At 57.0% G+C, this 26,816-nt stretch carries 16 protein-coding genes, 1 riboswitch and 1 other annotated feature; of the genes, 9 read left to right on the forward strand and 7 right to left on the reverse strand.

Translation table 11 applies throughout. The features are described from left to right. Positions 1-175 precede the first annotated feature (175 nt). Positions 176-8,584: a cadherin-like beta sandwich domain-containing protein gene (locus H7B67_RS17865; RefSeq protein ID WP_185121209.1), complete on the forward strand. Its 8,409-nt coding sequence runs from the start codon at positions 176-178 to the stop codon at positions 8,582-8,584. A gap of 101 nt (positions 8,585-8,685) precedes the next feature. Continuing rightward, positions 8,686-9,165: a VOC family protein gene (locus H7B67_RS17870; RefSeq protein WP_185121210.1), complete on the forward strand. Its 480-nt coding sequence runs from the start codon at positions 8,686-8,688 to the stop codon at positions 9,163-9,165. A 44-nt stretch (positions 9,166-9,209) separates the two neighbouring features. On the opposite strand, the gene H7B67_RS17875 is transcribed toward H7B67_RS17870, so the two are convergent. From H7B67_RS17875 to H7B67_RS17885, 3 genes are all read right to left on the reverse strand, one after another. Next, the gene (locus tag H7B67_RS17875; protein ID WP_185121211.1) at positions 9,210-10,835 is read right to left on the reverse strand and encodes a M4 family metallopeptidase; all 1,626 of its coding nucleotides are present in this window, start codon (positions 10,833-10,835) and stop codon (positions 9,210-9,212) included. A 118-nt stretch (positions 10,836-10,953) separates the two neighbouring features. After that, entirely contained in the window at positions 10,954-12,465 is a 1,512-nt protein-coding gene (locus tag H7B67_RS17880; protein ID WP_185121212.1) for an IMP dehydrogenase, read from the reverse strand. 32 nt (positions 12,466-12,497) lie between these two features. Next, a complete protein-coding gene (locus H7B67_RS17885; protein WP_185121213.1) occupies positions 12,498-13,058 on the reverse strand; it encodes a phosphoribosyltransferase in 561 nt (186 codons plus the stop codon). 127 nt (positions 13,059-13,185) lie between these two features. Continuing rightward, positions 13,186-13,287, reverse strand: a riboswitch (purine riboswitch). A 413-nt stretch (positions 13,288-13,700) separates the two neighbouring features. Between H7B67_RS17885 and H7B67_RS17890 the strand changes: the two genes are divergently transcribed. Next, positions 13,701-14,453 (forward strand): YdcF family protein, encoded by a 753-nt coding sequence (locus H7B67_RS17890; protein WP_185121214.1) that lies wholly within the window; start codon positions 13,701-13,703, stop codon positions 14,451-14,453. Positions 14,454-14,478: 25 nt separating this feature from the next. Here H7B67_RS17890 and H7B67_RS17895 read toward each other — a convergent pair whose 3' ends face one another. Next, positions 14,479-15,372, reverse strand: a complete 894-nt coding sequence (locus H7B67_RS17895) for a LysR family transcriptional regulator (RefSeq protein ID WP_185121215.1) — start codon at positions 15,370-15,372, stop codon at positions 14,479-14,481. 118 nt (positions 15,373-15,490) lie between these two features. Here H7B67_RS17895 and H7B67_RS17900 point away from each other — a divergent pair, with 118 nt between their 5' ends. After that, the gene (locus H7B67_RS17900; protein ID WP_185121216.1) at positions 15,491-16,231 is read left to right on the forward strand and encodes an SDR family NAD(P)-dependent oxidoreductase; all 741 of its coding nucleotides are present in this window, start codon (positions 15,491-15,493) and stop codon (positions 16,229-16,231) included. 53 nt (positions 16,232-16,284) lie between these two features. Here the strand turns inward: H7B67_RS17900 and H7B67_RS17905 are convergent, their stop codons facing one another. The 3 genes from H7B67_RS17905 to H7B67_RS17915 are packed head-to-tail and all read right to left on the reverse strand — an operon-like array spanning position 16,285 to position 18,919. Continuing rightward, positions 16,285-17,139 (reverse strand): SDR family oxidoreductase, encoded by an 855-nt coding sequence (locus H7B67_RS17905; RefSeq protein ID WP_185121217.1) that lies wholly within the window; start codon positions 17,137-17,139, stop codon positions 16,285-16,287. 18 nt (positions 17,140-17,157) lie between these two features. Further along, complete coding sequence (gene uxuA / locus H7B67_RS17910; protein ID WP_185121218.1) at positions 17,158-18,225, reverse strand: mannonate dehydratase; 1,068 nt, start codon at positions 18,223-18,225, stop codon at positions 17,158-17,160. Between the two features lie 16 nt (positions 18,226-18,241). Further along, complete coding sequence (locus tag H7B67_RS17915) at positions 18,242-18,919, reverse strand: GntR family transcriptional regulator (RefSeq protein WP_185121219.1); 678 nt, start codon at positions 18,917-18,919, stop codon at positions 18,242-18,244. A gap of 94 nt (positions 18,920-19,013) precedes the next feature. On the opposite strand from H7B67_RS17915, the gene uxaC reads away from it, so the two are divergent. The 5 genes from uxaC to H7B67_RS17935 all read left to right on the forward strand — a co-directional run bounded on the left by uxaC (position 19,014) and on the right by H7B67_RS17935 (position 26,680). Continuing rightward, complete coding sequence (gene uxaC, locus H7B67_RS17920; protein WP_185121220.1) at positions 19,014-20,414, forward strand: glucuronate isomerase; 1,401 nt, start codon at positions 19,014-19,016, stop codon at positions 20,412-20,414. Positions 20,415-20,613: 199 nt separating this feature from the next. Beyond that, complete coding sequence (locus H7B67_RS17925) at positions 20,614-22,596, forward strand: heavy metal translocating P-type ATPase (protein WP_185121221.1); 1,983 nt, start codon at positions 20,614-20,616, stop codon at positions 22,594-22,596. Between the two features lie 841 nt (positions 22,597-23,437). Continuing rightward, positions 23,438-23,670: a binding site (T-box leader), on the forward strand. 148 nt (positions 23,671-23,818) lie between these two features. Next, complete coding sequence (locus tag H7B67_RS17930) at positions 23,819-25,360, forward strand: 2-isopropylmalate synthase (protein ID WP_185121222.1); 1,542 nt, start codon at positions 23,819-23,821, stop codon at positions 25,358-25,360. Between the two features lie 355 nt (positions 25,361-25,715). Then, entirely contained in the window at positions 25,716-26,207 is a 492-nt protein-coding gene (locus H7B67_RS31495; protein ID WP_425353915.1) for a CBO0543 family protein, read from the forward strand. After that, a complete protein-coding gene (locus tag H7B67_RS17935; RefSeq protein WP_185121223.1) occupies positions 26,204-26,680 on the forward strand; it encodes a CBO0543 family protein in 477 nt (158 codons plus the stop codon). The genes H7B67_RS31495 and H7B67_RS17935 overlap by 4 nt, the downstream gene beginning before the upstream one ends. Positions 26,681-26,816: the final 136 nt, after the last annotated feature.

Here is a 26,816-nt window from a genome sequence, read left to right on the forward strand (position 1 = left end):
GGACAAATGGAGCGAAATGTGGCAGTTTTTGTCGAATTGTTTAGTGTTTTTTAAGAGCTCCTCTATATACTTGGGTCGGAAGAACCGGTCCGCTGAGCGGAAAGGACTAGATTCCGAATTCCGCAGGGAAAAGACCGGATACAGAAAAAATCTATCTATCAGGAAGAGGGACAAAATGAGGAGCTCGATCAAGAGGCTGTTCAGTCGGCAAAGGATAGCCGCGGCGCTGGCGTTTACGCTTGCCCTGCAGCTTGTCCTGTCAGGTTACTCGTCGATCATCGGCGGGGCGGGCATCGCGAGCGCGGTAAGCGAGACCAAGTACATTACGTTCTTGTACCAGGATTTCGCGAAGGCGTCCAGCCGATTGCAGTTCAACGGCAATGCGGATTATCTGGATTCAGGCGCCAATCAAGGCGATCTTCGCTTGACTCCTTCCGCAGGGAACCAATTCGGCACCGTTTTTAATAAAGAGAGAGTCTCTCTGCGTGCCGGTACCGGCTTCAGTACTTATTTTACCTTCAACATGTCCAGCCCCGACGGATCGGGGACGACGCCGAAGGGAGCGGACGGAATCGTGTTCGCTCTGCAGACGCGCTCGAACAGCGCCGGCAGCTTGGGCGTCGGCATGGGATTCGAGAACATCAAAGACAGCGTCGGCATCGAGTTCGATACGTTCGATAACGGCAGCGCGACGTGGGGCAGCAACGGCGACCCGAGCAATAACCATGTCGCCGTCGATTATGACGGCGTCGTCACCCATGGCAAGAACGGGAACCCGGCAGCCGTCAACGTGCCCGGAGTCGATTTTAATTCCGGACAGGACGTACACGTCTGGATCGATTACAAGTCGACCGAGCAGAAATTGGAAGTGTTCTTGAGCTCTTCAAGCAATCGGCCGAGCTCTCCGATTTTGACCGAAACCGGCTTAAATCTTGCGGAGCGTCTTAAACAAGACGACATTTACGTCGGTTTTACCGCGGCGACGGGAGCCGCGTGGCAAAATCACGACATCAAGCAATGGTATTTCACGAATCGATACGATCCGATCGATCTCTCCAGCGCGACTTACGTCGAAGCTCCGAGCATCTTCTCGGTAGCGACCTCCGTCTATGGCAAATCGTCGGTCACCGGAGCGACTTATTACCAGAGCGACGTGACGCTCGTCAATTCTTCCAACGAGCCGGGTCCGGGCGTAAGCTTGATCGCGGAGAATCTGGACAATACCGCCTTCCTGGATCCGGCCAACGAGATGGCGCCGCTGGCGTCGCCGCCTGCTCTCGTAACGGATGCTCAAGGCAAGGCGACCTACTACTACACGGCCGTCGATGAGACCCAGGCGATTCCGAACTTCCGGATATCCACGGAATACGGGGCCTATTACGATTTGAGGTTCACGGCTCCCCCAACCGTAGCGACCGGGGCCGCCAACCCGCAGTATGTGCCTAACGCTCCGGCGAACCAAGGAGCCTCCATCCCGGTCCAAATCGTCAACACCGGCGGCGAGAACGTGAAGTGGGGCGTCGAATACCGGGAGAAGACCGCCGACGGCAACGGGGAATGGAGCCCGACCGTCTACGGATCGGTTCCTCAGCCCGTCTTGACGGCATCCGGAACGTATTACGTTCAATTGAACGGACTTAAGGAAGACACTTATTACGAAGCTCGGGCATACGCGAGCAACTCGAAGGGCGCCGTTCGCGGCGAGCCCGTCACGTTCGCCGTGCAAATGCCGATGCCGGCGGACGGCGTTAAATATACGAATGCAGGTCCTTCCAAAATTTATCGCGACGACGCCGAGAGCATGCAGGTCGTAGGCGAGAATTTGTACTGGCTCCTTAAGCGGCTGCCGCATGAGGATCTGAGCGTGAAGCTAACCAGCGGAAGCGAGGAGTACGCGATCCCGCGCTCCGACATTCAAGCGGTCTCCAATTCGACGCTTAAGCTTAAGCTGCCGACCCCGGGCGGGGCCAAGCTTCCTCTCGGCAAGTACAATCTGGTCATCGAGCACGAGTTCTTCGGCGACAAGACGTTCCTAAGCGCAATCGAATTGACGGACGATCCGTCTTACCGTTCGATCAATTACGAAGAAGTAGTTGTAACGGATACGCTAAATCATAGACCGGATCCGAACGACTTGGATTCGATCGCGGTCCGCGGCCCGTTCGTCGTCCAGGCGTCATCGCCAGGCATTTACCAACAGCGGGACTCGAACGCCGTCTTTACCTTTAACGACAACCTTCTGTTCAAGGGATCGCAGTTAACGGTCGACACGAACGCGGGCAAGATTACCGGCAGCGGCCGTTTCTACGTGAACGGCAAGAACACGATTCCGATGCTCGCGACGTACACGGTTTACGAAGGCGAGTTCGAATTCACGACGGATAACTTTGTTTTTAATCTGAAGGGCGGGCTTGCGGGAGCGGCTTCCGACCTGACGGGATTGAACGTTCCGGTCAACGTCAATAAATTAGTCTTTATCCCGGGCGGAATCCGTCTCGCCGGCGAAATCAACCTCGGCTTCAAGATGGGAAGCGCGACCATCGGAGGCAAAGCCAACCTGGACGCTCTCGAGTTTAAGAAGAATCGGTTCGATCTGGATGCCGACTTCGAGCTCAACGCGGACTTCAAGTCCGGTCCTCTGGAAGCGGGCGCGCTCCGCTTCTCGCTCGATACCCGCGTTCCCGAATACGGGGCGGGAGCTTCCGCCGAGCTGAAGAAAGCGAAAATCGGCTTCGATATCGACCTGCTTATCGTCGACAAGAAGCTCGATTCGCTCAGCTTCGCCGTGGTCAAAGAGATGAAGCTCGGCTCCACGGGCGCCCAGCTGACCAAGATCGGCGGCGGCGTGTCCAACATGACAAGCAAATCGGAGGCTCCTCTGACGTTCTCCGTGCTGGGCGGCATGTCGGATTACATTACGCCGAAGCTAGCCAATACGTATATGGTGAACGGCAACGATCTGAAGATCGAGCTGTCCGCGAACCACTTCGGAGCGTCGGGCAAGCTGGCCATCTACAAGATCAACATCGCGGGCGTCGACATGTTCGTCGTCTTCAACCCGACCGGCTACAAGGGCTACAATAAGGCCGGCTTCGACTTCAACGCGTCGATCAACATCATCGACGTTATCGTCGGCAAGGTGATGGCGAACTACTTCCAAGGCTCCTCGTTCACGGGGTACGCCAAGACGGCCGTGCAAATTCCGGGCAGCGTTCCTCTCGTCGGAGGCAAGAAGCTGACCTCGGCCGAAGTCGGCGTCGACTCTACCCGCTTCAAGGGCGCCCTGTCGGTCATCGGCATCGGCTTTACGGTGAAATATCCGTTCTCGACGAGCAAGTTCGATTGGGACGTCGACATGAGCTCGACGATCAAGAACGTGGCGAACGCGGTCGTCAACGTGGGCAAATCCGTCGTGAAAGCCTTCACGAGCTGGATCTGGTACGACGATCCGAGCAAGGCCGGGGAATGGACCGCCGCGGATTCCGTCGAGGCCGTACCTGGTCTTGTCGGAGAGAAGCTGTTCTCCGCAAGCGGCATTCGCGCGACGGAAGTCGGAACGTATTCGTCCGGCAAGCTGGCGACCGTCGTTACGGAGACGAACCCGAATATGACGAAGTCGGGAAGCGAGATCAGCCAATCCTTCGTCGCGGAAGAAAGTTATCCGGCGCTGATCAAGGTCCAAGGAGACGCTTCCGGCGTCCGATTGACCCAGCCGAACGGAGCTCTTTACGAGATTCGATTCGCGGAAAAAGACAACAAGACAATCAATGCCTACTATGACGCGGCGAACGACGAGACGATTCTGGAAGTCAATCTGACCCCGGGAACGTGGAAGCTGACCTCGGGCAGCAGCTTGGCCTTGTCGGTAAGCAGAGAGCTGTATCGGAATCCTTCGCTGACGTTGGAAGCCGCGGCAACCGAACTCGCCGCATCCGACGTTCAAGCGTACGTTCCGCTCGAGTTCCAGAAACGAGGAACCTATCTGGTCGAAGTCGGCGAAGGCGCCGCGGACGCCAAGCTGATTAAGGCGGACGGCAGACCGTATGCGACCGAAGCCGATTCCGTAAGCGATGCCTACAATACGTATTGGGATTCGGCGGACGGCAAGCTTTACATGCTCGTCGAAGTTCCGGATGCAGGCGTCTGGTACGCGATCGCCGGCGCGGACGCTCATGCGAACCTGTACCGGATGGCTGTCGGAACGACGATGGGCGATGCCCTTGCCTGGATCGGCGGCGACGAATTCTCTTCGGCCGCGAAGTTCACCGGGCTTAAGGGAATGCAGGTGCTGCTCGAGATTCAAGGAGCAACCGAAGCGACCCGCCTCTATCGTCCGGACGGAACGCTTTATCCGTTCGACTTGAACCAAGCAAGCTCGAACTGGAACGCCAGCTATGACGCTGCTCAAGGCGTAATCCATGCTCTGGTCGATGTCGACCAAGACGGCATTTGGTTAATCAAATCGAACGGCTTCACCGATTCCAACGGCTTGACGTTGTCGCAGAAGTTAACGATGGCGGAGCTGTACGGTTCGGATACGACGATTACTTACGATCTGCAAATCCAGGAGAAGGGCAAGTATCTGTTCGATATCGCCGGCGGCGACGCAACCGCGAAGATCAACGTGAACAACGCGGCGGCTACTATCAACAGCACGGAAGGTTCTCCTTCGCAGAACGCGATTATCGACGATAAGGGCTTGATGGTGACCCTCGACGTTCCCGCTTCGGGAATCGTGAGCATTACGACGAAGCCGGGCGCTTCGATCAAGCAATACCTGCTGACCCCGATTCCGGAAGTGACGAAGCTCTCGGCGTCGGCTCAGCTTCAACGCAATACGTACGAGGTGGAGTGGAAGGTCGAGAACGCCAAGCCGGACACGAAGGTAAGCTTGCTTCTGGCTAATGGCGATAGAGACGAGGAAGGCCAACTGATTCCGGTCGGCGACACGATCGCATCCGATCTGCCGGCGGCGGGCATTCGTACCGTAACCCTGCCGGAAGGTTATCTGCCGGGCGATTATTACCTGGCCGTCGTGGCCGACAGCGAATCGTACGGACCGGTATTCAAGACTTTGAACGACCCGCTTACTTATCAGGCGGTGAAAATGCAGCCAAAGCCGACCGGAGTTCAAGCGACGGCAATCGGCAACGGCGAGATCAAGATCGGCTTCAACGATCCGGGATACGCCGAGACGACGTCTTACCGGATTTATCCGGCCGACGCGGCCGGCAACGTAGACTTCAACGGAACCTCCTACGAAGGAGAAGTCGTTCCGGCGAACGGCGCGAACCAAAGCGTCACCCTGTCGGGACTGGAGACGGGACGCGATTACAGCTTCCGCGTGATGGCTATCCGAGCGGTATACGGATCGATTCCGGGAGTCAACGACGATGCGCTGGCGAACCTGTACGTCAGCGAGTTGTCCGATGCGGCTAGCGTCAGCCTGCCGGTGCCGAATCCGGCGAAGCTGAACGTGACTTACCTGACCGGCGACGCGCCGACGGTCACGCGCTCTTATTATCCGTACAACGTGACGGAGGAGAAGCTGGCCGGTTTGACTGCCGAAGAAAAACAGAGCTTGCAGCAAACGATGGCGATTACGGCTTCCGACGACGTCACCGTTAAGGTGGAGAGCGATCAGAATGTAACGCTTAAGCTGTTCGTAGACGGAGTCGAGGCGCAGGCGGCAGACGGAGCTCCGAACGAGTTCCATCTCGGTTCTCTCGCGGAGAAGGACTATACGATCGAAGTCGAGGCTGTCAATGCCGAAGGCGACATCAGCTCGTCGGTCGGAAGATTGTTCGCCGATAGAACCGCTCCTTACCTCTACTTGAAGTCGGCAACGAACGGACAAGTCGTGGAAGACGACCGCATCCTCCTGGAAGGCGTGTCGGAAGCGGGAGTTGCGCTGACCGTTAACGGCGTAACCGTGCCGGTCGACGCGATGGGGCATTATGCTTACTACGCTTCCATTCCGGAAGCAGGCGTGCTGCCGATCGAGATGATCGCGGTCGACCAAGCCGGCAACGAAACCGTTCACCGTCTGGAGGTGTTCTCCTCGGGCGACGGCGAAGGGCAATCCTCCTCCGAACTGGTAACGCTTGGAACGGACGACGGTGTCTTCACCTCGGCATTCAAACCGGACGTTGCGAACTACGAGCTTGCGCTCGACGTGCGCACGAAGCAGCTCCGCGTGACGGCGGTACCGGCCGACCCGTCCGCTGCCGTGACGATCGCGGGCCAAGCGGCGGACGAGCACTATTCCGCCGAGATCAACGTAACGCAAGGCACGGAGATCCCGATCTCCGTAACGAGCGATGGTAGCGCACCGAAGAAGTATTCGATCGCCGTTAAATCCGAATCGGATCTGGCGAGCCTGAGCGGGCTTCAGCTTACCGGGGTTCAGACGGACGCTGCCGAGGTGCCGATCGAGCTGTCCCGCTCCTTCGGAAGCACGATCGAGAGCTATGAAGCCGAAGTCGAGTCGAACGTTGCATCGGTGAAGGTGAAGCCAACGGCTTCGGTAAGCGGTTCGTTGATCCGAGTGAACGGCACGCCGGTTGCGTCCGGCCAACTGTCCGGAACGATCGCGCTAGATGCCGGCAAGAAACCGGAGATCACGGTAGAAGTATTGTCTCTAAGCGAGGCTTCCGCGTCTTCGCCGGATTGGAGCAAGGCCAAGAAGTACGAAATCTCGATCGCTCGCAAGGCAAGCGGCGATGCGACTCTCTCGCAGCTTCAGCTTGCGGGTACGACGATGACGCCGGCCGAGTTCAATGCCGAAGTGTCCGAATACACGGCTCGCGTCGGAGCGAATACCACCTCCGTAACATTGAACTACGCAGCCTCCGATGCGGGAGCCGTGGTTACCTTGAACGGAGAGGCGCTGAGCGCTTCCGGCAGCACGGACCGTACTTTGATCGAAGGCAATAATCGATTCATCCTTGAAGTCGAGGCCCAAGACGGAACTTCCCGCGAGTATACGATCGTCGTGTACCGGGACAAGCCGTTGTCCGAAGCGCTGCTGCTGAGCGAGCTGTCTGTCGAAGGCTATGAGCTGACGAGCGAATTCAATCCGCTTGTAAGAAATTATAATGCGAAGGACAGCACGTTAGGCTCCAGCGTTAAAGTTACGGCTAAAGCGGCGGACGCAGATTCCGTCGTGAAGGTGAACGGACAGGAATTGAACGGTGAAGGTACTGCGATTGCTTCGCTCAACGTAGGCGACAACTCGGTTCTCGTTCAAGTCGAATCTCCGGACAAGTCCGAGACGAATACGTATTCGATCGGGATTACCCGCGGTTATGTCGGCGGCGGAGCTCCGACGGACAAGTTCGAAGTGAAGGTGAACAGCAACTCCAACGATAAGATCGCAACGGGCAAGAAGACCGAAGAGAACGGGCAATCGCTTCTTAAGGTATCCTTCCTAAGCGACGAGACGAAGAAGCTGCTCGAGAGCGAAACCGCGAATCCGGTCATCACCATTAACGCAGGCTTCTCTCCGGATCGGATGACGACCGAGCTGACGGCCGATCTCGTTCAGCTGATGCAGCAGAAGAATGCCGTTATTCTCATCGAGGCGGGAGATTCCTATTACCTGCTTCCGACAGCGGCGATGAATCTGGCTCAACTGAGCAGCACGTTCGCTCCGAAGACCTTGGAGGAAGTGACCGTTCGCCTGGATATTCGCCTTCTGGGAGCCGATGAGCAGCAGTCCATCGGCAAGCAGGCGGACAAGTCCGGCGCGACGCTCGTCGGTCAAGCGATCGACTTCAACGTCAACTATACGTATGAAGGACGGACGATATCCGCGGATCGCTTCTCGCAATACATCGAGCGCGGCATCGCCCTGCCGGAAGGCACGGACGGTTCGAAGGTGACGACCGGAGTCCGCGTTCTCGAAGACGGCACCTTGTATCACGTTCCGACATACGTGAAGCAGGTCGGCGATCGCTACTTCGCGGTCATGAACAGCTTCACGAACAGCGTGTACGCGGTGATCTACAACAAGGCTACGTTCAGCGACATCGCGGGCAAGTGGTCTCAAGCCGCCATCGAGAACCTCGCGTCCCGCAAGATCGTAACGGGACAAAGCGACGGAACGTTCGCGCCGACGCGCAGCGTCACCCGCGCCGAATTCGCGGCCATGATCGTCAGGGCGCTCGGTCTGCCGGCTCAGGCGGACTCCAGCTTCGGCGACGTGAAGGCGAAGGATTGGTACGCTCCGTTCGTGGCGACGGCGAAGACTTACGGTCTCATCAATGGCTACACGGACGGAACGTTCCGTCCGGCTCAGACGATTACCCGCGCGGAAGCGGTAGCCATCCTTAATAAGGCGTGGGTGCTCGCCGGCAAGACGGCGATCGGCGAGACGGAATCGGCGCTTACTCTCGAGAGAATCGCTGACCAATCCGAGATTCCGGCTTGGGCTCGCGCCTCCATCGGTTCGGCCGTGCAGCTGGGACTTCTCACCGGCTACGTCGACGGCACCGTGAAGCCGCTTCGCACGGTATCGAGAGAGGAAACCGCCGCGATGCTGCAGAACCTGCTCATCCGCAGCGACTTGATTCAATCGAAATAAAGAAAGAATAGGAACACGACATCCTCTTCCTTTCCAAGGGCGTGGATGTCGTGTTTTACTTAATAGGGATTCAAGAATCGGATATAAGGAGATGTAAGCCCGTGCCGACCGACAAAATTACTCCCTTTTTGTGGTTCGACGACAACGCGGAGGAGGCTATCGATTTCTACAGCTCGGTGTTCAAGAACGGAAAAACGTTAAACGTTACCCGTTACGGAGAGGGAGCGCCGTTCCCGAAAGGGACGCTGATGTCCGCCACTTTCGAGCTGGAGGGACAGCGATTCATGGCGTTGAACGCCGGTCCGCACTTCAAGTTCAACGAGGCCGTTTCGTTCTTCGTGAACTGCGCGACGCAGGAGGAAGTCGACGAGCTGTGGGAGAAGCTTACCGCCGATGGAGGGAAACCCGGCCGGTGCGGCTGGCTGAAGGACAAATTCGGGCTGTCGTGGCAGATCGTTCCCGCCCTCCTCGGCGAGCTGCTGGCGGACAAGGATGCCCGGAGAGCTCGCAACGTATCGGAAGCTATGATGCGGATGGACAAAATCGATATTCAAGCTTTGAAGGATGCTTACGAGAAATGAGACAGATTAAAGAAGCTGCCGACGCGATCGGCAGCTTCTTCGCGTTAACCTTTGCTTGAACTCGGCTCCCCGATCCCGACCGCCTTCCAAGCGTCGCTTACCAGCGAGGCGAGCGCGCTCTTCTGCTCGGCAGTCAAGCCGGAGAGCCTGGAGGCGGCGGCGACGTAGCCGTCGCGCGCTTCCCGGAAGTCGGCCGTCGGCGAGAGAAGACGATCCCGAAGCAGGACGTAGGTGAGACGGCCCAGCGTGTCGCGGCCCTTCAGGCCGATGTCGGCGTTGTCGATCTTCAGCGCCGTCAGGTAAGCGGCCCGGTTCGGGATTCCGCTGTTGAGATGGACGCCGCCGTTGTCGTGCTTCTCGTCTTCGGGAAGCTCGACGTATTCGCTCATGTTGGCCGGCTGCCCGTATTTGGCCGGATCGGCCAAGCTTCGCGAAGCGGCTCCGGTATCCTCGCCTATCTCCCAATCGTCCGAATCCATGACGGCGGCCATGACGTCCGAGATCGATTCGCTTAAAGCGCCGGACTGGCCGCGATATTCGAGCCCGACCGTGTGCTGCGTCACGCCGTGGGTCATCTCGTGGGCGACCAGGTCGAAGGCGCAGGACGTGCAGTCGACGCCGCCGTTCTTCAGACCGGTGGCCTCGCCGTAATACATGGCCCAACCGGTCCATACCGCATTGTTTCGCATCGCGGCGCTGTCGACGTGCACGAACGAAAGGATGTCCATGTTCTTATCGTCGATGCTGTTGCGTCCGAAGCGGTTTTTGTAGAACAAGTAGACCCGTTTGGCATGGACGGTCGCATCCACGGCCGCCGCATCCCCGAATGTCTTGGAGCCGGACGCGATATAATCGAAGCCTTCGGGTCGGGACTTGCTTTGGACCGCCTTGCGGAAGTCCAGCGTCTTGATCGCCGCCGGCCGGGTATCGTCTATCATCTGGTAGACGGTCTTCCCCGAGGTTTTCTCCGACTTTATGTAGAAGGACTGCTGAACTCCGTTATAACCCTTGCCCCAACCGACGAGAGGAGCGGGAGAGGCCGAGGCTTGGGCTCCGCTTAACCGGCTGTATTCGTCGATTAGGCGCCCCGTATGCGCATCGATGTAGCCAACCCAGTCTCCTAGCTCCGGCAGCGTGAACCGAAGCTCTACTTTATAGGCAAGATACGCTTGACCTTCAAATGGATAAAGGAGAAGAGTCGCCGACGGCTCCGGTACATCGCCATCCTGCGCTCCGACGCCTATTTTCCCGCGAAGCTTGCGTTCCAGGGCCGCCCGATAGAGGGAGATGGCTTCATACCCCGTCATCTCGGGCTCGACGTTCACCTCGGATAAGTCAGGAGTCGGCTTCGGCTCGCCGCGAATCTGAATGTCCGCCGAACCTGCTTTCCGATCTAGCGAGAGGTAGCTGCCGTGAATGGGGACTCCTCGATAGATAGACTGCAGCAGATAGCTGACGCTCCCATCGGAGTTCGCGCTCTTATGGAGCACTTGGTAGTTTGCGTCGTCTTCGTAAGGTTGGGGCAAAGCCGGGAGAGAGACTGCGCTTGCATGCAATCCGGAGGAAAAAGAGGATGGCGCCGCCGCCGCGGCGAGCAGGAGAATCGCTGCCGCGACGATCATCGTTCGGGCTATAAAAAGAATTGTCGTTCTTAAACGGTGCTGCCGCATGTGGACCCCCTGTTATCCGAACGATGCCTCCGGCAAGTAACGGCCGAAGGCGTCGGGACATGTTCCTACTATTATACTATAGTCTCTATGAACAGGGGGATGATCGTTTAGGACCGGATCAGCTCGTGCGCTCCTGCTCCTTCAGGATGACGTCATGGGCGCCGCCTTCCACGATGCTGGTCGAGGAGACAAGCGTGATTTTCGCTTTCTCTTGGAGCTCCGAAATGGTCAACGCGCCGCAGTTGCACATCGTGGATTTGATTTTGCTGACGGTGATGTCGAGGTTGTCCTTCAGCCTGCCGGCGTAAGGGATGAACGAATCGACGCCTTCTTCGAATTCCAGCTTCGACTCCTTGGCCGCGCTGCCGAAGTCGTACCGCTGCCAATTGCGCGCCCGGCTGGAGCCTTCGCCCCAATATTCCTTCACGAAGTTGCCGTTCACGAGCAGCTTGCGTCCCGGCGCTTCGTCGAAGCGGGCGAAGTAGCGGCCGAGCATGACGAAGTCGGCTCCCATGGCGAGCGCCAGCGTAATGTGATAATCGTGCACGATGCCGCCGTCCGAGCAGATCGGGACGTATATGCCCGTCTTCTCGTAATATTCCTGTCTCGCGGCCGCGACCTCGATCACCGCGGAGGCTTGCCCTCGGCCGATCCCCTTCTGCTCGCGGGTAATGCAGATCGATCCGCCGCCGATGCCGACCTTGACGAAGTCCGCCCCGGCCTCCGCCAAGTACAGGAACCCGTCCCGGTCGACGACGTTGCCGGCTCCGATCTTCGCCTTAGCCCCGTAAGTTTCCTTCACGAAGCGAATCGTCTCCGCCTGCCATTCGGAATAGCCGTCCGAGGAATCGATGCATAGAATGTCCGCCCCCGCGTCCAGCAGAGCCGGAACCCGCTGCGCGTAATCCCTCGTGTTGATGCCCGCCCCGGCGATCAGCTGTTTGTTCTCGTCGTGCAGCTCCAGCGGATTTTCCTTCTGGCTGTCATAGTCCTTGCGGAAAACAAGATAAAGAAGGCTGCCGTTCTTATCGACGATAGGCAAGCTGTTCAGCTTATGCTCCCAGATCATGTCGTTCGCTTCGGAGAGAGTAATGCCTTCCTCCGCGTAGATAAGGGAAGAAAACGGCGTCATGAACTCGGACACCGGAGAGGAGAGGGGCGTGCGGCTCTCGCGATAATCGCGGCTCGTGACGATCCCCATCAGCTTGCCGTTCGGAGCTCCGTCCTCCGTAATGGCGATCGTGCCATGGCCGGTTCGGGCTTTGAGCGCGAGCACGTCCTTTAACGTATCCTCGGGACGCAGGTTGGAAGCGCTCATGACGAACCCGGCCTTGAACTTCTTGACCCGCCGCACCATCTCCGCCTGCTTCTCGATCGACTGCGAGCCGTAGATGAACGAGATGCCGCCGCACTTCGCCAGCCCGATCGCCATGTTCGCGTCCGAGACGGCTTGCATGATCGAGGAGGCGATCGGCAGGTTCATCATAAGAGCAGGCTTCTCGCCCTTCTTGAACCTCGTAACGGGAGCTTGCAGATTAACGTTATCCGGAATGTTGATCTTCCGCGTCAGTCCGGGAACCAACAGATACTCGTTAAATGTCCGGGAGGGCTGCTCGTAGTAAAAAGCCATGCTTTTTCTCTCCTCTCTAGCGTTAGATTAACTTACACGTAAGTCAGACAACGAACGGGAACGCCGAGATCCGTCTCGAGCTTGCGGTAATGCTCGCCCTTGGCGATGATCGCCTGGATGCCGGCCATCTCCACGCCCATCTCGAGGAACTGGGCTGCGATGCACCGGATAGTCGCTCCCGAGCTGATCACGTCGTCGACGAGCAGGATGCGGTCTCCCTTCTTGAATCCGTCGAAGTACAAGTAGTTCTCGTTGTAAGCCGTCTCGCGCTTGATCCGTACCTCGTATTCCTCATACAGCTCCGTGCTGAGGCGGAGGATGTTCATCGGCTTGCCTAGCTTGTAGGCGGCGAGTATTCCCCAAGTGTGGCCGCCCGGCTCCGGCGAGACGATATAATCGTATTCCCCGAAATGCTGCCTGGCGCTCTCCGCCAAGCTGTCGGCGATCTCCGCCATCAACTCGGGCGCGATGTACGTGCCCCGCTCGCCGAACGGATACAGCTTGAAATCGTAGGCTGTGGTCGGCGTCTTCATGATGCGGACGCTTCTCGCGTCGCGGATCGACCGGTCGAGCTGCGCGTAAACCTTGGTCATCGTTCTCACTCCTTGAGGGTAGGGAATAGGCCGAATAGCCCCGAGCGAAGAGGCGCCGCCGGAGCGCGCCTTCGTTCAGCCGAGGCAGGGAGCATGAAGCTGGCTCGGGGCAAGAACGGGCAGCGTCTCAGAGCGATGCGCCTCTTGTAGCTGGGGCAATTATCGGTTGCCTGTAGATACGCCCGCACCGTATTAGCGGGCTTATACAAGAGATTGCAGGTTGGTGTTAAGTTTTATTACATAGAAGGATTTTCCCAATAGTATCATCGCGGAAAGGGGCTGTCAATCGGTTCGTTGCCGCATGGATTCATAAAGGCGAGTGCCCGCTGATTCCGAAATCCGTTCGCTGCGAGGCAAGAATTGGGTGGTATGAGCTCATAATAACAGAGGTGATTGCGCGACAATAAGTAATCAAAGGGGATTTGGAGATGCTGCTGAGAACATACTTTCCGTAGGCGCCCCCTTTTGCTGGCGACGATACTCTGTTTACCGAAGTGAAGACGGGGACCCATCGACAGGAGTTCCCGGATCGCTTGCAGTAAAAATAACGCTTCTCCGTCCTCGTCCCGTCCTCGCTGCTTCGTGGTACAATGACAAGAAAAGAGAAAGACAGACTTCTCTTGGATGGCAGAGGTACCTCGGATGGTCTATTTCATCAAGTTCGTTTATAGCTTCGTGCTTCCTCCCGGCCTTTTTATCGTGCTCCTGCTGGTGCTGTCCATTTGGCTATGGCGAAAAGTTCGTCGCGCGTCGCTCCTGCTAGCCGTTCTGACGATCCTGTTCTATTTAAGCTCCACAATGCTTGTCTCGGGAGCCTTGATCGGCGCGCTGGAGCGCACTTACGTTCAGCCTAGCGATCCCCAAGGAGATGTCATCGTCGTCTTGGGAGGAGGGGCGACCCGCGCCACTCCCGACCTCGACGGCCAGGGCAACCTGTCCGGCGGCGCTGCGAACCGTCTGCTTGCGGCGGCCCGCCTGCACCGCGAGACCGGGCTTCCGATACTCTTCTCCGGCGGTCAGGTATATTCCGACAGCGGCAACGAAGCGGACATCGCCCGCCGTCAATTGATCGCGTTGGGTATTCAGGAACCCTCCATCCTCGTCGAGAATCGTTCGCTCAATACGGAGCAGAATGCCGAATACTCCGCCGAGCTTCTGAAGCAGAAGGGACTCGCCCGACCGATTCTCGTCACTTCCGCCTTCCACATGGCGCGGTCCGTGCACGAATTCCGGCACTTCGGAGTCGACGTTCTGCCTTATCCCGTCGATTACCGGACGGACGAGGATTGGAGCTTCTCGGTCTCCAAGCTGACTCCGAACGCGGACGCGGTGTCGACGACCGGGACCGCCTTGAAGGAGTATTTGGGGCTGCTCGCGGCCAACATTCTTCGTTAACGATGCGAGAAGCGGCGTTCGGGATTTATCCCGGCGCCGTTTTTTCCGTTAATTCGTCCTTCAGGGCTTGATATAGCTTGCGGCTGGCTAGCGGCAACGGATCGGATCGCTTGCGGAGAATCCCGATAGGCATATGGATGAGGCTGTCGCCGATAGGCCGTATTGTCATTCCGTTAGTCAGAGGCTCCGCGGCGATGCGGGGGACCAGCGCCATCCCTAATCCGCTCTCTACGTAAAACTTCAGCGCGGTCATGCTCCCGATCTCCATCGTGTCCAGCTTCACGTTGCCCTTCTCTTGCATCGCGCTCTCGAGTTTTCTCCGGTAAGGGCACGTCGCGGACGTGATAAGCAGCCGGTGTCCCTCCAGATGCTCCGTTTCAACCTTCTCCCGATCCGCTAACGGGTGGTCTTCGGGCAGGAGCAGGACGAACTCCTCCCGCAATAGAGGCTCGAATTCGAGCTCCGTTCCCAAGCCGGGAGCCGTAGAGACAGCGAAATCGAGCTCTCCTCCGATAAGACGTTCGCATAGATAAGGGGTGCCCGAGATCTCCAAGGAGATTCGGATGTGGGGGGAGCCGCGCATAAACCTGCCAAGGACGGCGGGGAGGCGATAGCTGGCCGTCGGCTCCGTTACCCCCAAGCGGACATGTCCGGCATCGCCCAATCTCATATCCGTTATGCTTGTCTGAAGCTGCTCCATCTGTTTGACGATCTGCAGGCTCTGCTCGTAGAACAAGCGTCCGGCTTCCGTGAGACGGAAGTCTCTCCCTCGTTCGATTAAAACGACCCCCAGATCGGCTTCGAGCTTCTGGATCTGCATGGTGACCGTGGATTGCACGTAATTCATTTCTTGCGCCGCGCGGTTAAAGCTTCGATGCTTTACGATGGACTGAAAAGTTTTGAGCGTTTTAAGATCCATCCCGGTCCCTTCCGATCGAATTCAAAATTTTTGAACAGAATACTCATTTAATTCAATTATACGGAACGGACTCTGCCGATTACAATGAATTCAACGAAGCAGAGGGAGTGGTTGCGGGATGACATGGCTCGGCAAGGTGGCGCTTGTGACGGGCGGGGGAACGGGAATCGGCCGAGCGACAAGCTTGGAGCTCGCCGAAAGGGGAGCGAAGGTGATCGTGAATTATTCGCGTTCCCATAGCGAAGCGGAGGTTACCGTAAGGCTGATTCGAGAGAGAGGGGGACAGGCCCTAGCGATCAAGGCCGACGTGTCGCAAGACGCCGACGTTCGCGGGATGATGGAACTTGCCGTTCGTTCTTACGGTCGCATGGATATGCTCGTAAACAATGCAAGCATTACCCGCCATATCCCGATGGAGGATTTGGATTCCGCGACGGAGGAGGCTTGGGACGAATTGTTCGGCGTGAACGTGAAAGGCATGTTTTATTGCGCGCGAGCGGCCGCCCCCTGGATGAAGGCGGGCGGACAAGGCGCCATCGTCAATCTGGGAAGCATCGCCGGCCAGACGGGACTGGGTTCTTCTCTTCCTTACGCCGTGACCAAAGCGGCGGTCCATGGCCTGACCAAATCGTTGGCGCGAGCCTTGTCGCCGCATATTCGGGTGAATTGCATCGTGCCGGGGGCGGTAGCGACCCGGTGGTGGGAAGGCAGGGAGGAGCAGATGAAGCAGCTCGCCCCGAATCTTCCGCTGCGGCGGATTTCGACGCCCGAAGATATCGCCGCCATGATCTGCTCCGCCCTGGAGCAGGAAGCGATGACCGGGCAGATCATTACCGTAGACTGCGGGCAGACGTTATAGCGGAACAAGGCGGCGAAGGGATGAACCCTTAAGCCGCCTTGGCCTTGTTGTCCTTAAACGCCGGAATAAGCCATGAACCCGCCGTCGACCGGAATAACCGCGCCGGTAACGAAGCCCGACGTGTCGTTGTCCAGCAGCCACAGCACCGTGCCTAGCAGATCCTCCGGCACGCCGAATCTTCGCATCGGGGTGTGGGTCAGGATTTTGTTCGAACGGGCGGTCAGGCTTCCGTCCGGGTTGCGGAGCAGCGTCTTGTTCTGCTCCGTCTCGAAGAAGCCGGGAGCGATCGCGTTCACGCGAATGTTCGATTCGGCGAAGTGGACGGCCATCCATTGCGTGAAGTTGTTGATCGCGGCTTTGGCCGCGCCGTAGGCTGCTACCTTCGTCATCGGGCTGTATGAGCTCATCGAGGAGACGTTCAGGACGACGCCTCCTCCGCGCTCGGTCATGGACCGGGCGAAGACCTGAGACGGGATCATCGTTCCCATGAAGTTCAGGTCCAGCACGTTGCGGAAGCCCGGGATGCTGAGATCGAAGAAGGAAGTGATGCCGTCTTGGGCCAGATCCTCGGGCTTATAAACCTCGTTCGTCGTATTCGCGCTCGGATGGTTGCCGCCGGCTCCGTTCAGCAGGATGTCGCACGGGCCGAGCTTCTCGCCGACGACGCGTTCCGCTTCGCGAACGCTCTCCGCGTTCGTCACGTCGCAGGCGACGGCGATCGCCGTTCCTCCGAATTCGCTAATCTCGCGAACGACCGCCTCGCCCTTTTCCAATGTACGGTTTAAAATGGCGACCTTGGAGCCTTGGCGGGCGAGCTCGATGGCCATCGCTTTGCACAGAACACCGGAGCCTCCGGTAATGACGACGACTTTGCCGCTTAAGGAAGAATGAATAGGAAGTCCGCTCATGCCGCTGCCTTCTTTCCGTTATTTTTGAGCGCTGCGCTCGGCAGCGTCCCACAGTCCCCACAAGTACATGATTCCGAGAGCGCGATCGTACAGCCCGTAGCCGGGACGGCACTGCTCGCCCCACAGGTGGCGGCCGTGGTCGGGCCTGGCGTAGCCGGCGAAGCCGATATCGTGGTAAGCCTTCACGATGCCCGCGATGTCAACGCTTCCATCTTGCGTCCGGTGAGAAGACTCGATGAAGTCGCCGTTCTCGTAGCGCCGCACGTTGCGGATGTGCGCGAACGGGATGCGGTCCGCGAACTCGCGGATCATGGCGACGATATCGTTGTCCGGGTTCGCCCCGAGCGAGCCGCTGCACAGCGTGATGCCGTTATAGGGGCTGTCGTGCAGCTTCAGGAACCGGCGGAAGTTCTCCTGGCTCGTCATGATGCGGGGAAGCCCGAAGATGGACCAAGGCGGATCGTCCGGGTGGATGGCCATCTTGATGTTGTGACGGGCGGCGACCGGAATGATCTCGTTCAGGAAGTAGCGGAGGTTCTCCCACAGATTCTCGTCTGTGACGCCTTTGTAAGCTTCAAATAGAGAAGTGAGGCGGGCAAGCCGCTCCGGCTCCCAGCCGGGCATCGTCAGAGCCGAATTCTCATTGATCTTGGCGACCAGGTCGAACGGATCGATGTTCTCGATGCGGGCCTTCTCGTAGAAAAGGGCGGTGGAGCCGTCTTCCATCTCCTTGTGCAGGTCCGTCCGGAGCCAATCGAAGATCGGCATGAAGTTGTAGCAGATCACCTTGACGCCGACTTGGCCCAGCTTCTCGATCGTTCTCTTGTAATTCTCGATGTAACGGTCGCGGCTCGGAAGCCCCAGCTTGATGTCCTCGTGAACGTTCACGCTCTCGACGACGTCGATGTTGAAGCCGGCCGCTTCGACCTCGTCGCGGAGCGCGAGGATTTTGTCCATCGGCCATTCTTCTCCCGCCGGAACGTCGTGGAGCGACCAGACGATCGTCTCCACGCCGGGAATTTGCCTGATCTGGCTTAAGGCAACGGTATCGTTCCCCTCGCCGAACCACCGGAAACCCATCTTCATAGCGAATGTGTCCTCCTTATTTGAAATAATGCGGGAATTTCTCGCGCAGGACGACCTGATCCTTGACGCTTAACAGCAGATGCTCCTGCATCGTGCTCTCCGCCAGGCCCGCATCATGCGCTTCGATCGCTTGAACCATCGTCTCGTGCTGCTCGTACAGATGGTTCCATTGGTGATCCGAGACGAGCCGCAGCAGCCGGGTGCGGTTCAGATGAACGTTCATCTGTTGAATGACCGCCCACGTGTTCAGCTTGCCGCAGCCTTCGAACAGCGTGCGGTGGTAGATCTCGTCCAGCTCGAACAGCCGCAGGTCATCCTTCCTCGCCATGCTCTCTTGCTGCTCCTTCAGGTTGCCGCGCAGCTCTTCGAGCTTATCGGAAGGGAAGCTCTCGCAGGCAAGCCGAATGACCGCTTTCTCCAATTGCTCGCGCATGAACCGGGCTTCCTCGACCAGCTCGGGATCGATGAGAGAAACGAAGGTGCCGCGCTGCGGAAGCACCTGCACAAGACCTTCCTGAGCGAGACGAAGGAAGCTTTCCCGAACCGGGGTGCGGCTCACGCTAAAAGCAAGCGAAGATTCTTTCTCGGATAAAGCGGTGCCGGGAGGGAGCTCCAGGCTGAGAATCTGGCTCTTGAGCTTCGTGTAAACGAAGTCTCTGGCGGATGGGGTCGGCGACGGTCCGATAAAGGTCATGGGCAAATCTACTCCTTTCGGTTCCATACTACCACACTTGTATGGTAGTATGGAACTGCCAAGGAGATTATTTTAAACGGGGGGATCTAACGGAATGATAGCGTTTTCGACGGAGAATCTGCTGTTGACGAACAAGAGTGCCCGTATTCTGTACCGCGATTATGCGGCGGAGATGCCCATTTACGATTATCACAGCCATCTCGATCCGCGCAGGATCGCGTCCGGCCAGCCGTTCCGCAACCTGACCGAGCTGTGGCTGAACGGGGATCATTACAAGTGGAGAGCGCTGCGCTGGCTGGGAGTGGATGAAGCCTACATAACCGGTTCGGCCTCCGACAAGGACAAATTCCTCGCCTGGGCGAAGGCGGCTCCCGCGATGGCGGGCAATCCGCTGTACCATTGGACGCACCTGGAGCTGTCGCGTTACTTCGGCATCGGGGACCGTCTGTCGGAGAGCAACGCGGAGGAGATCTGGAATCGGGCGAACGAGCGGCTTCAGGAACCGGACTTCGGCGGTTCGGGCATTCTGGAGAAGTTCAAGGTTCGCGTCGTCTGCACGACGGACGACCCGATCGATTCCTTGGAGGACCACGCATCCATCAAGGCCAATCCATCGATCCGGGCGAGAGTGGCTCCGACCTTCCGGCCGGACCGGATTCTCGATATTCGGAGAGAGGATTATCGGGACTATATCGCTAAGCTCGGAGAAGCGGCGGACGTTGCGATAACGGGATTGGCGGATTTGCTGACGGCTATCGGCACGCGGATCGACTTCTTCCACGCGAACGGCTGCCGGCTGTCCGATCACGGCTTCGGGGAACTGCCGTATACGCCGGTGCCCGAATCGGAGATCGCAAGAATCCTGAAGCGAGCCTTGGATGGAGGATCGGTAACGGAGGCGGAGGCCGCGGAGTTCCAAACCTATATGCTTCTGCGCCTCGGGGAGCAGTATCATGCTCGCGGATGGACGATGCAGCTTCACATTGGGGCGATCCGCAACAACAACGACCGAATGTCTTCGCTGCTCGGCAAGGACAGCGGCTACGATTCGATTCTCGATTATCAGCTGGCGCGCTCCCTGAACGGGGTGCTGAACGCGCTGGATCAAGCGGATCGCTTGCCGAAGACGATCGTCTACTCGCTGTATCCTTATCACTACGAGATGATCGCGACGACGATCGGCAACTTCCAGGGAGGAGGACATCGGGGCAAGCTTCAGCTCGGCTCCGCATGGTGGTTCCACGACCAGAAGGAAGGGATGATCCAGCAGCTCAAGGCGCTGTCCAGCATAGGCCTCATCAGCACCTTCGTCGGCATGCTGACCGATTCCCGCAGCTTCATGTCGTTCCCGCGCCACGAGTACTTCCGCCGGGTGCTGTGCGGCCTGTTCGGAACGTGGATGGAAGACGGCGAGCTTCCGATGGATTACGAGTATATCGGCGAGATGATCCGCGATATTTGCTACCGTAACGCGGAGTCTTATTTCGGCATTTAATTGGGATCGCCTAATTTTGAAAATGACTCTTTACTTTCTTTAATTTTGGAATTATTCTAATGTAGAAAGATACAAGTTCTATATCCAATTCAACGAGAATGGCCTCGTTCGTCATGCAGCTCCCTTTCCTGGGGGGCTGCATGTGTCATTTTAAGGGCCGTAATAATGGGATTCATTCTCACTAAAAGGGGGAAACATTATGAATCATGCGATGACTAAACAAACGGAACGCGGGATCGAAAAAGCGGCGAATCCGGCCGGGAGCCGGCTTAAAGCGGATCTGGAACGCTACGGGGAAGGGATCGCCGCTCTCGCGAGCGGCTTGCTGATCGGCGTTGCTTGGACGCTGTCCGGGTATTCGGAGCGGGCTTCGATCGTCTTTTATGTATTGGCGTTCCTCGTCGGAGGTTTCGCCAAAGCGAAAGAAGGATGGGAGACTCTCATTCAGGATAAAGAACTCGACGTGAACCTGCTCATGATCGTCGCCGCCATCGGGGCCGCCAGCATCGGCTATTGGACGGAAGGCGCCGTCCTTATCTTTATTTTCTCGCTGAGCGGAGCGCTTGAGACGTACACGATGAACCGCAGCAGCCGGGACATCTCTTCTCTGATGGGGTTGAAGCCCGAGACGGCCGTGCTTTATACGGACGAAGGAGAGACCGTCGTTCCGATCGAGAGCTTGAACGTGGGAGATGTCGTACTGGTGCGTCCGGGCGAGAGGATTCCGGCGGACGGCTTCATTCGCGAGGGAACGTCGTCCGTCAATCAGTCCTCGATCACGGGAGAATCGCTCCCGGTCGATAAAGGAGCCGGGGACGAGGTGTTCGCCGGAACGCTTAACGGCCAAGGAGCTTTGTTCGTCGAAGTGTCCCGGAGAAGCGACTCGACGCTGTTCGCCAAGATGATTCGTCTCGTCCAGGAAGCCCAGAGCGAGAAGCCGGCGACGCAGCGGTTTATCGAGAAGCTGGAGCGCGTCTACGTACGTATCGTTCTGATTGCCACGGCCTTATTGATCGCGGTTCCGCCGCTTCTGCTCGGTTATTCTTGGGAGTCGACCTTCTACAAAGCGATGGTGTTCCTCGTCGTCGCTTCGCCTTGCGCGCTTGTCGCTTCCATCATGCCGGCCGTGCTGTCGGCGATCTCCACGGGAGCGCGCCATGGTCTGCTCTTTAAGGGCGGCGCCCATGTCGATCACATCGCGGGAGTCAAGGCGGTCGCTTTCGACAAGACGGGGACGCTGACGGAGGGCAAGCCGGTCGTTACCGATCTCGTCGGATGGGGAGAGTTCTCCGAGAAGGAGGTTCTGCGCATCGCCGCCTCGATGGAGAGCCTGTCCGAGCATCCGCTCGCCCGGGCTATCGTTAAGGAAGCGGAGGAGAACCGCGTGGAGCTTCGGCGTCCGTCGGACTTCCAGGCTCTGACCGGATGGGGCGTTCAGGCGGAGATGGATGGCGAAGTCTGGAAGCTGGGCAAGGCGGACTACGTCGAAGAACGGCTCCGCACGCCGGAGCTCGCGGACCTGGTCTCCCGGCTGGAGGGGCAGGGCAAGACGGTAACGGTCCTGCATCGGGAGAGCGGAGTCGCAGGAATCATTGCCCTGCGGGATGCGGTGCGTCCCGAGGCGAAGAGCGCCGTCGCCAGGCTTCGAGGAATGGGCATCGAAGTGGCGATGCTGACCGGAGACAGCCGTAGAACCGCGGCGGCGATTGCCGACGAGCTGGGGATCGAGCGAGTTTATTCGGAGCTGTTGCCGGAAGACAAGGTCGCGAAGGTGAAGGAGCTCGGGGCGAGCCGCGGCTCCGTCGCGATGGTCGGCGACGGCGTCAACGACGCGCCGGCCTTGGCCGTCGCATCCGTCGGGATCGCGATGGGCGGAGCGGGCAGCGACGCGGCGCTGGAGACGGCCGACGTCGTCCTGATGAACGACGATATCGGCCGGATCGCGGACGCCGTCGAGCTGGGGCAACGGACTCGGAGAATCGTCAAGCAGAACATCGTCTTTGCTCTAAGCGTCATCGTGCTGCTCATCGTCGGCAATTTTGCCCAAGGGATCGCTCTTCCGCTCGGCGTCGTCGGGCATGAGGGAAGTACCATCCTCGTCATTCTGAACGGGCTGCGGCTTCTCGGCAACGGGAGGATGCGCAGGGCGGAGAGAACGGCGGCCGTTAACGTCAAAGGGTAAGGGATGGGTGAGGGGGGGCTTCTCTTAGCTTCGCAGCTTGGCTTTGGCCTCTTCTCCCCTTCGCTCAGGCGCAAGATAGCGGAAACAAGACCAACATGATAAACGCCAAGTCTCGATAATGGCTCGAGCTTGGCGTTTTTTTTGGTTTCTCGAACTCTAACGGAACGCACAGCCGTTATTTGGGTTCAACACGGCTGGTTTCCATTTTAACGGAAATCAGAGCCCTTATTTTGGAAAAACAGCCCGTTTCATCATCATTTCGTCAAAATAGAGGCTCACAGTTCCGTTAAACTTCAGAAGTGGGCGTAGGAAGACAAATAGCGGCTGTCAGTTCCGTTAGAAGGTGAGACCTCAGCAAGTCGTGCAGTTCCAAAGCTAGACCAAAGCTAAGACCAAAGCTAAGACCAAAGCTAAGACCAAAGCTAAGACCAGACCTAGGATTTTCGACGAATAACTTGAAATGCAAAGCGAGAATGCCGCAAAATACAGGTTGCGAAATCCTTCGTTTCCGTTATAATTATGATAATGATTATCATTAACGTGAGCGGATGAGGAAGGGGCAAGAAGATGGAATTCTTACTGCCGGCAACGACGTTCGTGCTCGTGATTCTGGGCGCTTTCTGCCTGTTCGCGGCGATGGCGAACGATCGGCGCAGCCGCGAGATGCAGGCGAGCGAATAAAAGCGGAGCTTTTCCGATATCCTAGAGATAACAGAGAGGCTCTTTTTTTACGTTTGCCAAAATTTCGATCTCCGCGAAAAACACGGTTGACATTCCGGAATCCGGAGCGTAGAATTGCACTTAATCAAGTGATGAATGAATCAAGCGACAACACAATACGCTAAATGTTGTGATTAGAAATAGTAGATGCGATATGACCTTTCAGAGAGCCGTTGGTTGGTGCGAAACGGCAGCGTCGATCCCATCGAACTCGTCTATGAACAGCTGCCCGACAATGTAGGGTTAGACGGAGTTCCACCGTTACAGGGATAGATGGTGATGGCCATCGAAGAAGATCATTTCCACATGGGAATGAATTAGAGTGGTACCGCGAGTTCAAACCTCGTCTCTATGCGTAGAGACGGGGTTTTTTTGCATCTTCGAACAAGTTGCGTCTGGTGGGTTAAAATCCGGATTTAACCGACCGCGCTTCACATATAATCGTTCGTCGTCTTTGCCGCATTACCCTAACCCATTCCGCATCCTACAGGAGGCCAACCATATGAGCAACCGTAAAATTATCGTTTTGGACACCACGCTGCGCGACGGAGAACAAGTGCCCGGAGCCAAGCTGAACGTGCAGCAGAAGCTGGAGGTCGCGCAGCAGCTCAAGCGGCTGAACGTCGACATTATCGAAGCGGGGTTTCCGGCCTCGTCCTTGGGCGACTTTCAAGCCGTGCAGCAGATCGTAAAGAGCGTCGGCGACAGCGTGTCGATCACCGCCCTGGCCCGCGCGGTCAAGAACGATATCGATTCCGTGTACGAGAGCATCAAGCTGGCGCAGAATCCGCTGATCCATATCGTGCTGGGCACGTCGAACGTCCATGTGGAGAAAAAGTTCAACCGTTCCAAGGACGCGATTTTGCAGATGGGGGTCGATGCGGTCAAGTATGCGAAGACGCTGCTGCCTAACGTGCAATACTCCACGGAGGACGCGTCCCGTTCGGATTTCGAATATTTGTGGAGCACGATCGAGGCTGTGGTCAAGGCCGGAGCGACGATGATCAACGTGCCCGATACGGTCGGCTACGCCGTGCCGGAGGAATTCGGCGACCTGATTCGCCGGATCAACGAGCGTTTGAAGAACTTGAACGACAAGGTAATTCTGAGCGTTCATTGTCACAACGACTTGGGCATGGCGACGGCGAATACGCTTAGCGCGGTGCGTAACGGAGCCGACAAGGTGGAATGCACGATCAACGGCTTGGGCGAGAGGGCCGGCAACGCCTCCCTGGAAGAAGTCGTCATGGGCATCAAGGTGCGGGAGAATTTCTACAACTGCCGCACGGATATCGAGACCAAGGAGCTGCTGCGTTCGTCGAAGCTGGTCAGCCTGCTGACGGGCTTGGACGTACAGGTCAACAAGGCGATTACCGGAGACAACGCGTTCGCGCATTCGTCCGGCATTCACCAGGACGGCTTGCTGAAGGATAAGAACGTATACGAGATCATGTCTCCGGAGGACATCGGCGGCGACAGCATGGAGCTGATTCTTACGGCCCGTTCGGGACGCCACGCGTTCAAGAACGCGGTGGAGAAGATGGGCTTCGAGCCGGGAGAAGGAGACGACTTCGAGCAGCTGTTCCAGCAGTTCCTGGCGCTGGCCGACTCGAAGAAGGAAGTGTACGACCACGACGTGTTCTACCTGCTGACGAAGCATCGCGACATTCCGGCGGCGGACCGGCAATTGTTCGAGCTGGAATCGTTCCAGGTGATCAGCAACGAGCTGTACCCGACGGCCACGGTGCAGCTCAAGAAGGGGACCGAGACGTTCACGGGAACGTCGGTCGGAGACGGCCCGATCGACGCTCTGTACGGCGTGCTGAAATCGCTGACCGGCTTGGACGTGGAGCTGAAGGATTATAAGATTAACAGCCTGTCGCGAGGAACGGAAGCGGTCGGCCGGGTGAGCATCCGCCTGGAATACCAGGGCAAGATTTATTCCGGCCGCGCGATGGATACGGACATTCTCAAGGCCAGCGCGCTTGCTTTCTTGAACGGTATCAATGCCGCCGTGTTGGATGAGCAGCCCGTGCTGAGGTGATTCGGCATGAATTCGACATCATTAAAGCCTTGACGACGGGAAGCGATCAGTCGCTTATAAAAGGGAGCATGCTGCCTGCAATCAAGTGGCCACGGTACGGAGACCGAGGATTTGAAGGTGAGATGTCCATCTACGTTCGAGTATTGAGCCATGAAGCGTCGGAGACAGATTTCTGTCTTTGGCGCTTTTTTTTAGGGGCGGCAACAAGACTCTGTCAAGACCCCAAATCGCAGACATTGAAAATAGCCATGGCCAGAAGAAGTCAGGCACGGATCCAAAGGAATATTCAAATAATCCTCAAGAACCTGGGGAACATAACAAGAGTGTTTTCAAGCAGGGAGAGGAATCGCGCAGCATGACATTAGAGCGGCTTGTACTCATAGTAATTTGGATTGTAAGCATCCTTGCAATCATTTTGTTTATTCCAAAAAACAAGCGAAGAGAAGCCATATTATCTTTTCTTGCGTGTCAAGCGATTACATGGGTGAACAGCATGCTTCACGTTAAATATGGTTTGCTTGAGTTTCCTGTACGAGAATTTCCGAAAGCGACCGATCTTTTATTCACTTCGGAGTACATGATGTATCCTTTGATGTGTTCCCTTTATTTTATTCATGAACCCGGATCAAGTAACCTGCTGCGGCTCTTCTATCTAGCCGGGTGCATATCCTGTCTAACCCTCATTGATGTAATTATTAGTACATACACGAACCTTATTAAATACACAAACTATTCTTGGTATTGGACATGGATCGATTTCTTCTTGATATTCTTGTTAACCAACGTTTATTGTAAATGGTTTTTCAAACGTGGAGTATTATATCAAGAACGGAGAACGGCTCGATGAGTAGGGAATGGATGATATTGGTTGCTGTATGGGTAACGGCGTTCTCCCTGTTTTTCTTCATTCCTCGCAAAGCATTTCGGTTGGCTCAATTGGCAATATTGTTCAAGCAGTTGATTACATGGATAATCGGTCTTGTCGTGGTAGAACTCGGCTTGATCGAATACCCGGTACGTGAGTTTGCATCCGAAAACAGATCAAGCTTCACTTTTGAGTATTTAGTTTACCCCATCGTATGCGGGCTTTTTAATGCTCGTTATCCGGAGAATAGAAGCTTGGGTTTTAAGCTGCTTTACTACTGCTCGTACTGCAGTGTAATAACCGTAATAGAACTGCTGATCGAAATAAATACAGATCTAATCAGGTATCTTCATTGGAACTGGTACTGGACATGGATAACGCTGTTTGCCACCTTTCTTATGTCCCGTAAATTTTGCAAGTGGTACTTTAGCATCAGCAAAATAGCCAGCGATTAGCCCCGAAGCGACACTCAAGCTCAGGGCTTTTTTTCAATACGATCGGAGCAACTGAACGCCCGGCTTCTTAGAAACCGGGCTTTTTTGTATTCGGCAGCAGCAACAAGCTCGAAAAATGTCGAAAAAAGAGAAACAG

It is taken from the genome of Cohnella thailandensis (assembly GCF_014212135.1).
Lineage (GTDB): Bacteria > Bacillota > Bacilli > Paenibacillales > Paenibacillaceae > Cohnella > Cohnella thailandensis.